The sequence below is a fragment of the Bradyrhizobium uaiense genome, from assembly GCF_010811875.1.
Classification (GTDB): Bacteria; Pseudomonadota; Alphaproteobacteria; order Rhizobiales; family Xanthobacteraceae; genus Bradyrhizobium; species Bradyrhizobium uaiense.
In genome coordinates, this window is the sequence record NZ_VKHP01000102.1 from 1 (window position 1) to 11,900 (window position 11,900).

Genomic DNA, 11,900 nt, shown 5'->3' on the forward strand with positions numbered 1-11,900 from the left:
GTCGCTAGTCAGTACCCCTCCGCGAGTCTTTCTTACTTCGATGTTGCTGACGCAATCCGCGGCACGAGGTCTTTCCGAGCAAGCGGCCTACCCCTCTCCCCAGCCCTCCCCCGCAAGGGGGGAGGGAGCCCTGGCACCGGCGCAAGTATCACAGTAACCACCAACAAGAACCGAGGCATGCAGCCGTGAAGTTCACCCTCTCCTGGCTGAAGGAACATCTCGAGACCGACGAGCCGCTCGAGAAGCTCGCCGACAAGCTCACCATGATCGGGCTCGAGGTCGAGAACATCGAGGACAAGGCGAAGGCACTGGCGCCGTTCACTATCGCGCGCGTGATCTCGGCCGAGCAGCATCCGAACGCGGATCGTCTGCGCGTCTGCATGGTCGACACCGGCGACGGCGGTGCGCCGGTGCAGGTGGTGTGCGGCGCGCCGAATGCGCGGGCCGGACTGATCAGCGTGTTCTCGCCGCCCGGCACCTATATTCCGGGCAAGAACATCACGCTCGGCGTCGGCACCATCCGCGGCGTCGAGAGCCGCGGCATGCTGTGCTCCGCTGCCGAGTTGCAGATCTCGGAGGACCACGACGGCATCATGGAGCTGCCGGCCGACGCGCCGCTCGGCAAGGGCTATGCCGACTGGGCCGGACTCGGCGATCCCACCATCGAGATCAATTTGACGCCGAACCGGCAGGACTGCACCGGCGTGCACGGCATCGCCCGCGACCTGTCCGCTGCCGACATGGGCAAGTTCAAGGACCCCGGCATCAAGCCGATCAAGGGTGAATTCCCTTGCCCGGTCCAGGTGAAGGTGGAAGATGCTTCGCTGTGCCCGGGCTTCGCGCTGCGGCTGGTGCGCGGCGTGAAGAACGGCCCGTCGCCGGAATGGCTGCAGAAGCGGCTGACCTCGATCGGCCTGCGCCCGATCAACGCGCTGGTCGACATCACCAACTTCATGACCTACGACCGCGCCCGTCCGCTGCACGTGTTCGACGCCAAGAAGGTGCAGGGCAACCTCACCGTCCGCCGCGCGAAAGACGGCGAGACGCTGCTCGCGCTCGACGGCCGCACCTACACGCTCGACGGCAATGTCTGCGTGATCGCGGATGAGCACGGCGTCGAGTCGCTCGCCGGCATCATGGGCGGCGAGGCCTCGGGCTGCGACGACAACACGACCGACGTGCTGATCGAATCGGCGCTGTGGAACGAGATCAACATCGCGCAGACCGGCCGCAAGCTCGGCATCAATTCGGACGCGCGTTATCGTTTCGAGCGCGGCGTCGATCCGGCCTTCATGGTGCCCGGGCTCGAGCTCGCCACCAAGCTGGTGCTGGATCTCTGCGGCGGCACGCCGTCCGAGAACGTCGTGGTCGGCAAGCAGTTCGGCGAGGATCGCGTCATCGACTTCCCGCTTACCGAGGTCAAGCGTCTCGCCGGCATCGAGGTGCCGCTGGTCGAGGTGAAGCTGATCCTCACCCGGCTCGGCTTCATGCTGGCCGGCAACGGCCCCGTCGTGAAGATCGCGATCCCGTCCTGGCGCACCGACGTGCAGGGCAAGGCCGACATCGTCGAGGAAATCGTGCGCATCGTCGGCGTCGACAAGGTGCCGATGACGCCGTTCGAGCGTGGCGAAGAGCCGCGCAAGCCGGTGCTGACGCCGATACAGCTGCGCACCCGCCGCGCCAAGCGCGCGCTCGGCGCCCGCGGCATGGTGGAGGCGGTGACCTGGTCGTTCATCACCAATGACGCGGCAAAGCTGTTCGGCGGCGGCCAGAGCGAGCTCGTGCTCGCCAACCCGATCGCGGCCGATCTCTCCGACATGCGGCCGAGCCTGCTGCCCGGCCTCGTCGCGGCCACCCAGGCCAACATCAACCGCGGCTATCCCGATGTCGCGCTGTTCGAGGTCGGCCAGGTGTTCCGCGGCGACAAGCCCGAGGACCAGCTCGTCGCCGCCTCCGGCGTGCGCCATGGCTACGCCTCGTCGAAGGGAATCGGACGCCATTGGACCGGCTCGGCTGTTGCAGACGCAATGGATGCCAAGGCCGACGCCTTCGCCGTGCTGGCGGCTGCCGGCGCGCCGATGCAGGCGCTGCAGATCGTCCCCGGCGGCCCGGCCTGGCTGCATCCGGGGCGTTCCGGCACCATCCAGATCGGCCCGCAGAACGTGCTCGGCACTTTCGGCGAACTGCATCCGCGTGCGGCCGAAGCGCTCGGCGCCGACGGCCCGATGATCGTGTTCGAGGTGATCCTCGAACGCATCCCGCAAGGCAAGCAGCGGGCGACGCGTGCCAAGCCGGTGCTGGATCTCTCCGCATTCCAGCCGGTGTCGCGCGACTTCGCCTTCATCGTCGATCGCAGCGTCAAGGCCGGCGACATCGTCCGCGCGGCGCAGAATGTCGACAAGAAGCTGATCACGGATGTGACCGTGTTCGACGTCTACGAAGGCAAGGGCATCGATCCCGACAAGAAGTCGATCGCGATCGCGGTGACGATCCAGCCGCGTGAGAAGACGATGACCGATCAGGAAATCGACGCGGTTGCGGCCAAGGTCGTCGCCGAGGTGACCAACAAGACCGGCGGCACGCTGCGCGCGTGACGCGGTCCAAAGGCGGTCTATTGCACCGTCACCCTGAGGAGGCCGCGTCGCGGCCGTCTCGAAGGGTGGACCGCCTGTCTGTGGCCGATTCATCCTTCGAGGCTCGCCCAGCGGCGCAATTGCGCCGCAAGGCTCGCACCTCGGGATGACTGATCTGAATTTCGCAGGCGCTTGTATCAAGCCACGAGTTTGTTTGCTGGCTGGCTGATTGAACCGTATTTCGCATCATGCCCTCCCTCAGCCTGATCCCGTCAGACATCTCGACCAGCATCGCGCTCGCGATCTGTGCGATTGCCTTCGTGTCGGGAACGGCGCGCGGCTTCTCCGGCTTCGGCTCGGCGTTGATCTTCATGCCGCTCGCGAGCAGCGTCGCCGCGCCGCGGCTGGTGGCGGCGCTGCTGCTCGTCATCGACTTCGTCGCAGCCACACCGCTGCTGCCGAACGCCTGGACTCACGCTGACCGCAAGGCCACTGCAGTGATGGTCGCCGGCGCGCTGGTCGGCGTTCCCATCGGCACCTATTTCCTGACGGTGCTCGAGCCGGTGACCACGCGCTGGATCATCTCCTGCTTCGTCGCGGCGTTGCTCGTGTTGTTGCTGTCGGGCTGGCGCTACCACGGCAAGGATCACGCCGCGCTCTCGATCGGCGTCGGCGGCCTCTCCGGATTTTGCAGCGGTCTCGCGCAGACCGGCGGCCCGCCGATCGTCGCCTACTGGCTGGGACGCCCGATCTCGTCGGTGATCTCACGCGCCAACATCGTGCTGTTCTTCGGTGCCTCGGATTTCTTCTCGCTGGTCAGTTACTGGTTCACCGGATTGATCACGATCGAGTCGGTCAAGTTCTCGCTGATCGTCGGTCCGATCTACGGCATCGGCGTCTGGTTCGGCGCCTCGCTGTTCGGCAAGGCAAGCGAGCAGGTATTTCGTGCGATCTGCTACGCGCTGATCGCCGCGGCCGTCATCGTCGGCCTGCCCGCGCTTGATGGCATCCTGCGCGGCGGCTAGGGTCGCCTCAAAGAGTTCAGGGAGGAACCGATGATCGATCGCCGCAATGCTCTGAAACTGGCGCTCGGCAGCGCCGCTCTGCTCGCGGCGCCGACGGTGCGCGCGCAAGCCGCAAAGCCGCGCACCCGTATCGTATTCCTCGGCACCAAAGGCGGCCCGCGCGTCGGCATCGGCGCCTCCAACCCTGCCAATCTCCTCGTCGTCAACGACACGCCGTTCGTGATCGATTGCGGCATGGGCGTCAGCCGGCAGCTGGTCAATGCCGGTGTGCCGATCCCGTCGGTTAAGTACATCTTCATCAGCCACCACCATTCCGATCACAATCTGGAATACGGCAATCTGTTCTACAACGCCTGGGCGGCGGGTCTCTCGACGCCGATCCATTCGTTCGGCCCCAAGGGCATCGAGGCGATGACCAAGGAATATTGGGAGCTGAACAAGTTCGACGTCGAGACCCGGATCGAGGACGAAGGCCGCCCCGACCCGCGCAAATTGCTGGTCGCGAAAGACATCACCGACGACGGCGTGATTTTGAAGACGCCTGACGTCACCGTCACCGCGTTCCGCACGCCGCATCCGCCGATATCAGACAATTTCGCCTACAAGTTCGAGACGCCGGACGGCGTGATCGTGTTCTCCAGCGACACGGCTTACAATCCGAAGCTTGCCGAGTTCGCCAAGGGCGCCGACGTGCTGGTGCATGAATGCCTCTACATTCCCGCGGTCGATCGCCTGGTCGCAAAGACCAGGAACGGCGCGACGCTGAAGAAGCATCTGCTCGACAGCCACACCTCGACCGAGGACGTCGGCCGCATCGCAGCCGCCGCCGGCGTCAAGACGCTGGTGCTGAGCCACTTCGTCCCCGGCGACGATCCCCAGGTGACCGATGACGACTGGACGCGGGACGTGAAGACGAATTTCAAGGGCCGGATCGTGGTGGCGAAGGATCTGATGGAGCTGAAGCTGCCGGTGTGACGGGGCGCCCCCGACCCGTCAGTCCGGGCCTGCACAGTTCGTCCTGGTGAAGGCCCGGACCCACTTAGCCCCGCCGCTCATTGTTGCGCAGAGCTGGGGCCCCGGTCCCTCTCCCGAAGCCCTGTTGTGATGGGATGGGTACTGGCTTTTCGCCAGAACGACGGGGGAGGCAACAGGCGCCGCCCCCCTGCGACAGCGGCAGGGCGGGTGCGCGACGGGATGGGGCGTTTGGAGGCCCCAAGCCGTTGACCCCGCAGGCGCTTTTGTGGCCTAGTCCGCCGTCCCCGGATGGGACCCGAAAATCACCAAAGCCACCCAGAATCCCTGCGATTTCATGACCGCTGAACGCTACAACGCCCGAGAATCCGAAATCCACTGGCAGCGCGAGTGGGACGAAGAGGCGATCTTCGCCTCCAAGAACGACGATCCGCGGCCGAAATACTACGTGCTCGAGATGTTCCCCTATCCGTCGGGGCGCATCCATATGGGGCACGTTCGAAACTATACGATGGGCGACGTGCTGGCCCGCTTCAAGCGCGCCAAGGGCTATAACGTGCTGCACCCGATGGGCTGGGACGCTTTCGGCCTGCCGGCGGAGAATGCCGCGATCGAGCGCAAGGTGGCGCCGAAGGCCTGGACCTACGACAACATCGCCGCGATGAAGAAGCAGCTCAAGTCGATCGGGCTGTCGCTCGACTGGGCACGCGAGTTCGCGACCTGCGACCCCAGCTACTACAAGCATCAGCAGAAGATGTTCCTGGACATGCTGGCCGCCGGCCTCGCCGAGCGCGAGAAGCGCAAGCTGAACTGGGATCCGGTCGACATGACCGTGCTCGCCAACGAGCAGGTGATCGACGGCCGCGGCTGGCGTTCGGGCGCCGTCGTCGAGCAGCGTGAGATGAGCCAGTGGGTCTTCAAGATCACGAAGTACTCGCAGGAGCTCTTGGAGGCGCTGGACGGTCTGGACCGCTGGCCCGACAAGGTGCGGTTGATGCAGCGCAACTGGATCGGCCGCTCCGAGGGCCTGCTGATCCGGTTCGCGCTGGATCCGGCGACGACGCCGGCCGGCGAGAGCGAGCTGAGGATCTTCACCACGCGGCCGGACACGCTGTTCGGCGCCAAGTTCATGGCGATCTCGGCGGATCACCCGCTGGCGGTCGCGGCTGCCGCGAAGAACCCGAAGCTTGCGGAATTCGTCGCCGACATCAAGAAGATCGGCACCGCGCAGTCGATCATCGACACCGCCGAGAAGCAGGGCTTCGACACCGGCATCAAGGCCGTGCACCCGTTCGATCCGAGCTGGAAGCTGCCGGTCTATGTCGCGAACTTCGTGCTGATGGAATACGGCACCGGCGCAATCTTCGGCTGTCCGGCGCACGACCAGCGCGACCTCGACTTCGTCAACAAATACAATCTCGGCAACGTGCCGGTGGTCTGCCCCGAGGGGCAGGACCCGAAGACGTTCGTCATTACCGACACCGCCTATGACGGTGACGGCCGCATGATCAATTCGCGCTTCCTCGACGGCATGACGATCGAAGCAGCAAAGGAGGAGGTCGCGAAGCGGTTGGAAGCCGAGCTGCGCGGCAACGCGCCAGTCGGCGAGCGGCAGGTGAATTTCCGCCTGCGCGATTGGGGCATTTCGCGGCAGCGCTATTGGGGCTGCCCTATCCCGGTGATCCACTGCCCGACCTGCGACGTGGTGCCGGTGCCCGACGACCAGCTGCCGGTGACGCTGCCGGAGGACGTCAGCTTCGACAGACCGGGCAACGCGCTCGACCATCATCCGACCTGGAAGCACGTCAACTGCCCGAAGTGCGGGGCTAAGGCCGTGCGCGAGACCGACACGATGGACACCTTCGTGGACTCGTCCTGGTACTTCGCGCGCTTTACCGACCCATGGAACAAGGATGCGCCGACCACGCCTGATATCGCCAACCGGATGATGCCGGTCGACCAGTATATCGGCGGCGTCGAGCACGCGATCCTGCATCTGCTGTACAGCCGGTTCTTCACCCGCGCCATGAAGGCGACCGGCCACATCGACATGTCGGAGCCGTTCGCCGGCATGTTCACCCAGGGCATGGTGGTGCACGAGACCTACCAGAAGGCCGACGGGGCCTGGGTCACGCCGGCCGAGGTGAGGATTGAGGTTGATGGCAACGGCCGCCGCGCGGTCCTGCTGGCGACCGGCGAGGACGTCGCGATCGGCTCGATCGAGAAGATGTCGAAGTCGAAGAAGAACACCGTCGACCCCGACGACATCATCGCAAGCTACGGCGCCGACGTCGCGCGCTGGTTCATGCTGTCGGATTCGCCCCCGGATCGCGACGTGATCTGGAGCGAGGAGGGCGTTCGAGGGGCAAAGCGCTTCGTTGAGCGCGTCTGGCGGATTGTTCAGACTTTCGTTCAAACGAGAGGGCAGCCTCTCTACACCGAGAAATCTGGCTTGACCGATTCCGAGCAGGCTCTCGCACTTCGGCGAATTACACACAAGCGGCTTGCGCGGATTACCGAAGACATTGAACGGCTGAGTTTCAACACTGCAGTTGCACAAATCTATGATTTTGTTGGCGTACTCCGGACCGTGGTTGACCCGGAGAAGGTCGCGGGACCGCTGTCGTTTGCTGCGGTGAATGAGGCGGTCATTGTTCTGGTCAAGATTATCTCACCGATGATGCCGCACTTGGCCGAGGAGTGCTGGAACGCCCTTGGACAACCGGGGCTGGTTTCCGAGGCCGATTGGCCGCAAATCGAACGCGATTTGCTGGTCGAAGACAGTGTGACCCTGGTCGTCCAGGTCAACGGTAAAAAACGAGGTGATGTTACCGTGCCACGGGCGGCACAAAATGCGGATATAGAGGCTGCCGTTTTGGCGCTCGATGCGGTAAAAGCCGCCTTGGGCGGCAAACCCGTCCGCAAGGTGATCGTGGTGCCCATGAGGATCGTCAATGTTGTCGGCTAGGATCAGGATCGCCGCCCGGCTCGTCGCCGTGGCCGCCTTGGCCGCGCTGACGGCCGGCTGCTTCCAGCCGATGTACGCCGAGCGCACCCTCGACGGCCAGTCGTCTGCCCTGCGCGAAAAGCTGATGGGCGTCGAGGTTCCGCCGGTCGACAAGCCGAACGCCTCCCGCGAGGCCCGGGTCGGCGTCGAGGTCCGCAACGCCCTCGCCTTCAAGCTCTACGGCACCGCCACCGGCGTGGCGCCGACGCACCGGCTGGTACTGCGCTTCACCACCAGCCGCTCCTCGTTGATGATCGACCCGACCACGACGCTGCCGACCAGTGAGAATTACGGCATCGACGCCCAGTTCAACCTGGTCGAGATCGCCACGAACAAGTCGGTCATGACCGGCACGACGTTCTCGCGCGTGTCCTATGACATGCCCGGCTCCTACCAGCGCTTCGCCCGTGCCCGCGCCTTCCGTGACGCCGAGGACCGCGCCGCGCAGGAGATCGCCGACAACATCCAGACCCGGCTCGCCTCCTTCTTCTCCGCCGGAACCTGATCGCCACATTGGTCGCGCTTCGCGGAAAAGAGATCGACAGCTTCCTCGCCCGACCTGACGCCGGCCGCCCGATCATCCTGCTTTACGGCCCGGACTTAGGGCTCGTGCGCGAGCGCGCCGACGCGCTGATGGCGTCCGCGGTCGACGATCCCAACGATCCGTTTTCACTGGTGCGGCTCGATGGCGACGAGCTCGCCGCCGAGCCGTCACGGCTGGTCGACGAAGCCATGACGGTGCCGCTGTTCGGCGGCCGCCGCGCCATCCGCGTCCGCGCCGGCTCGCGCAACTTCTCGAGCGGCGTCGAGACGCTGACCGAGACCACAGCCCTCAGGGATTGCCGCATCGTGATCGAGGCCGGCGAACTGCGGCCGGAATCGCCGCTGCGCAAGATCTGCGAGCGGGCGAAGAACGCGGTCGCGATCGGCTGCTATCCCGACACCGAACGCGACCTGACCAAGCTGATCGAGGACGAGCTGCGGGTGTCCAATCTGCGGCTCGCCGGCGATGCGCGTGCGGTGCTGATGTCGCTGCTCGGCGGCGACCGCATGGCCTCGCGCAACGAGCTGCGCAAGCTTGCGCTGTTCGCCCACGGCAAGGGCGAGATCACGCTCGACGACGTGATGACCGTGGTCTCCGACGCTTCCGAGCTGAAGCTCGATCCGATCGTCGACGGCGCCTTCGCCGGCAACGCCGCGCTGGTCGAGAGCGAGTTCACCAAAGCAATGGTCGCCGGTAACTATCCCGGCGTGATCATCTCGGCCGCGCAGCGCCAGGCGGCGTGGCTGCACAAATCGGCGCTCGCGATCGCGGACGGCGCGCCGGCATCGACCGTGCTCGAAGGCGGATTCCCGCGGCTGCATTTCTCGCGCAAGCCCGCGGTTGAGATCGCGCTGCGCAATTTCACGCCGCCGCGACTGGTGAACGTGATCGATCAGCTCGCCACCGCAGCGCTCGACATGCGCAAGCAGGCCTCGCTGGCCGGCGTGATCGCGCAGCGCGCGCTGCTCTCGATCGCGTCGAATGCGAAGCGGCGGGGGTGATTTTTGAATGAGTCATTCCGGGGCGTGCGAAGCACGTACCTCAGATGCGCAATTGCGCATCGGGGAATCCAGAGGTGATTGAGAGAGATTCCGGGTTCGCGCTACCGCGCGCCCCGGAATGACGAAACCGCTAACCGCCCTCGAGCCGCCGCACCACCTCGTCGAGCTGCTCGAGATTGCGGTAGTTGATCTGGACGGTGCCGCCGGGATCGCGATGGCTGACGGTGACGGCAAGGCCGAGCGCATCGCTGACACGCTTCTCCAGCGCCAGCGTATCGGCGTCCTTGTCGATCTTGGGCGCACTGCCACTGCGTGCCTTCTGCGGCTTGCGCTCCGGCACGCCCTCCTCATGCGCCAGCGCCTCAGCCTGGCGGACATTGAGGCCCTCAGCAACGATGCGCTTTGCAGCGGCAAGCGGATCCGGCACGCCGATCAGCGCGCGGGCGTGGCCGGCGGAGAGATCGCCTTTCGAGATCAGCGCCTGCACCTCGGCGGGCAGCTTGGTCAGCCGCATCATGTTGGCGACATGGCTGCGGCTCTTGCCGACGATCTTGGCGATGTCTTCCTGGCTGCGTTTGAATTCGTCGGCGAGCGAATGATAGCCCAGCGCCTCTTCCATCGCGTTGAGGTCTTCGCGCTGGACGTTCTCGATGATCATGATCTCGAGCGCGTCGGAATCAGAGACCTCGACCGGCACGATCGGCACTTCGTGCAGGCCGGCGAGTTGCGAGGCGCGCCAGCGCCGCTCGCCTGCGATGATCTCGTAGCGGTCCTGTGCGCCCTTGATTGCGCGCACCACGATCGGCTGGATCACGCCGCGCGCCTTGATCGAATCGGCGAGCTCGCCGAGCTCGGCATCGGCGAAGCTGCGCCGCGGATTGCGCGGGTTGGGCTTGAGGAACTCGATCGGCACCTTGCGCTGGTTACGCGGCCGCTCGACATGTGCGGCCGCCTCGCCGCCGACATCTCCGATCAGGCTTGCCAGCCCGCGCCCCAGTCGCGAACGCGCTTCATCGGCCATTGTTGCGAGCTCCCTTGGATTCACACGCAGTACTCCAGAAATCGAATCTTGAATTGTCGGGTGGGCAACGCGAGGCGGACCCACCGGGCGGCGCGAAGGGCGGTGGATTTGGCGAAGCTGCCATCGTCCACCCCATCGTCGTCAATGCGCGCGCAGCTCGCGCTCGCGCTGGATCACTTCGGTGGCGAGCTTGAGATACGCATCGCTGCCGGCGCATTTGAGATCGTAGACCAGCACCGGCTTGCCGTAGGACGGCGCTTCCGAGATGCGCACGTTGCGCGGGATCATGGTGTCGTACACCTTGTTGCCCATGAACTGACGCACGTCGGCGACCACCTGGTTGGAGAGGTTGTTGCGCGAGTCGAACATCGTCAGCACGATGCCGTGGATCGACAGGGTCGGATTGAGCGTCGAGCGCACCTGCTCCACCGTCTGCAGCAATTGCGACAGACCTTCGAGCGCGAAGAACTCGCACTGCAACGGCACCAGGATCGCATCCGACGCGGCCATCGCATTCACGGTGAGCAAATTGAGCGAAGGCGGGCAGTCGATCAGCACATAGGTGTAGTCGGCTTCCGGGGAGACGTTGTTGTTCAATCCGGCGATCGCATCGCGCAGCCGGAAGGCGCGGCCCGGCGTGGTGCCGAGCTCGAGCTCGAGGCCGGAGAGATCCATGGTGGAGGCGGCGATATGCAGCCGCGGCACCGCGGTTGCGACCACGGAATCACGCAGCGGCGCTTCGCCGATCAGCACGTCGTAGGTCGAGCAGCTGCGGTTGCGGCGATCAATGCCGAGGCCGGTCGAGGCGTTGCCCTGCGGATCGAGATCGACGATCAGGACACGCTCGCCAATCGCAGCGAGCGCGGTACCAAGATTGATCGCTGTGGTTGTCTTGCCGACGCCGCCCTTCTGGTTGGCGAGCGACAGGATGCGCGGCTGGCCGGGCGGCTGCGACGTCCTATCTTCTTGATAAACCTCGTCCATCACGGTCATACCAAAATACCATTTACTCTCGCGGACTCCCCTGGCGCCGCTCGATTGACCCGAGTTCGACGATCCAGCCCTGTCCGCCGGTCCGGCTGGAGTGTAGCCTTGGCTCAATAATCCAATATTTAGTGGCCTCGGTCAATTCGGCCTCTACATCTTGACCCTTCAAAAACAGCGCCTTGGCGCCCTTTTTGACCCACGGCTCCGCAAAGCCGATCAGTTGATGTAACGGAGCCAGCGCTCGCGCGGTGACGCAATCGATGGGACCCGCGATTCTATCCACAGTATCCCCGATATCAGCCAGATGCACCGTCCCGGGAGACGCCGTCACGCGAATCGCCTCACGCAGGAATGCCGCTTTCTTGGCTACTCGCTCAACCAGATGGACCCGTGCGCCCGGCGTTTCGGTCAAGACGCAGGCGAGCACGACGCCGGGAAAGCCGCCACCGCTGCCGAGATCGACCCAGGACTTTGCCGTCGGCGCGAGGCTCAGGAGCTGCAACGAATCGGAGACGTGACGGGTCCAGAGATTCGGCAGCGTGGAGGGCGCGACGAGATTGGTCTTGGCCTGCCATTCCAGGAGGAGGGCGATAAAGCGATCGAGTCGCGCCTCTGTTTCACGTGAAACAGGCGTGAGTGCGAGCGCCGCCGCCTTGTCCTTGGCGGAGACGCTGAGTTCGGCGGATTGCGGAGCTGGAGCCATTCTGGGAGCAGGGCCGTGTCTGACGATGGGAAATCGATCGTAGCTGAGTCTGGCAGACGATGGCGTC

General features: G+C 65.0%; 9 protein-coding genes. 6 read left to right on the forward strand and 3 right to left on the reverse strand.

Annotated features, from left to right (window positions below; genetic code table 11):
- The first annotated feature begins 185 nt into the window (after window positions 1-185).
- The 6 genes from pheT to holA all read left to right on the forward strand — a co-directional run bounded on the left by pheT (window position 186) and on the right by holA (window position 9,122).
- Entirely contained in the window at window positions 186-2,594 is a 2,409-nt protein-coding gene (gene pheT / locus FNJ47_RS23170; protein WP_163157247.1) for a phenylalanine--tRNA ligase subunit beta, read from the forward strand.
- A 227-nt stretch (window positions 2,595-2,821) separates the two neighbouring features.
- Window positions 2,822-3,598 carry a sulfite exporter TauE/SafE family protein gene (locus FNJ47_RS23175; RefSeq protein ID WP_163157249.1) on the forward strand — a complete coding sequence of 259 codons (777 nt, stop codon included), beginning with the start codon at window positions 2,822-2,824 and terminating at the stop codon, window positions 3,596-3,598.
- 30 nt (window positions 3,599-3,628) lie between these two features.
- On the forward strand, window positions 3,629-4,573 hold the full coding sequence (locus tag FNJ47_RS23180) for an MBL fold metallo-hydrolase (RefSeq protein ID WP_163157251.1): 945 nt from the start codon (window positions 3,629-3,631) through the stop codon (window positions 4,571-4,573).
- 334 nt (window positions 4,574-4,907) lie between these two features.
- Complete coding sequence (gene leuS, locus FNJ47_RS23185; protein ID WP_163157253.1) at window positions 4,908-7,538, forward strand: leucine--tRNA ligase; 2,631 nt, start codon at window positions 4,908-4,910, stop codon at window positions 7,536-7,538.
- On the forward strand, window positions 7,525-8,082 hold the full coding sequence (gene lptE / locus FNJ47_RS23190) for an LPS assembly lipoprotein LptE (RefSeq protein WP_163157255.1): 558 nt from the start codon (window positions 7,525-7,527) through the stop codon (window positions 8,080-8,082). Before leuS ends, lptE begins: the two co-directional genes overlap by 14 nt.
- Window positions 8,083-8,090: 8 nt before the next feature.
- Window positions 8,091-9,122: a DNA polymerase III subunit delta gene (gene holA / locus FNJ47_RS23195; protein WP_163157257.1), complete on the forward strand. Its 1,032-nt coding sequence runs from the start codon at window positions 8,091-8,093 to the stop codon at window positions 9,120-9,122.
- Between the two features lie 130 nt (window positions 9,123-9,252).
- Here the strand turns inward: holA and FNJ47_RS23200 are convergent, their stop codons facing one another.
- The 3 genes from FNJ47_RS23200 to rsmG form a co-directional block, all read right to left on the reverse strand.
- Complete coding sequence (locus FNJ47_RS23200; protein ID WP_163157259.1) at window positions 9,253-10,143, reverse strand: ParB/RepB/Spo0J family partition protein; 891 nt, start codon at window positions 10,141-10,143, stop codon at window positions 9,253-9,255.
- 141 nt (window positions 10,144-10,284) lie between these two features.
- On the reverse strand, window positions 10,285-11,136 hold the full coding sequence (locus tag FNJ47_RS23205; RefSeq protein WP_163157261.1) for a ParA family protein: 852 nt from the start codon (window positions 11,134-11,136) through the stop codon (window positions 10,285-10,287).
- 13 nt (window positions 11,137-11,149) lie between these two features.
- Window positions 11,150-11,833: a 16S rRNA (guanine(527)-N(7))-methyltransferase RsmG gene (gene rsmG / locus FNJ47_RS23210; RefSeq protein ID WP_163157263.1), complete on the reverse strand. Its 684-nt coding sequence runs from the start codon at window positions 11,831-11,833 to the stop codon at window positions 11,150-11,152.
- Between the last annotated feature and the right edge of the window lie 67 nt (window positions 11,834-11,900).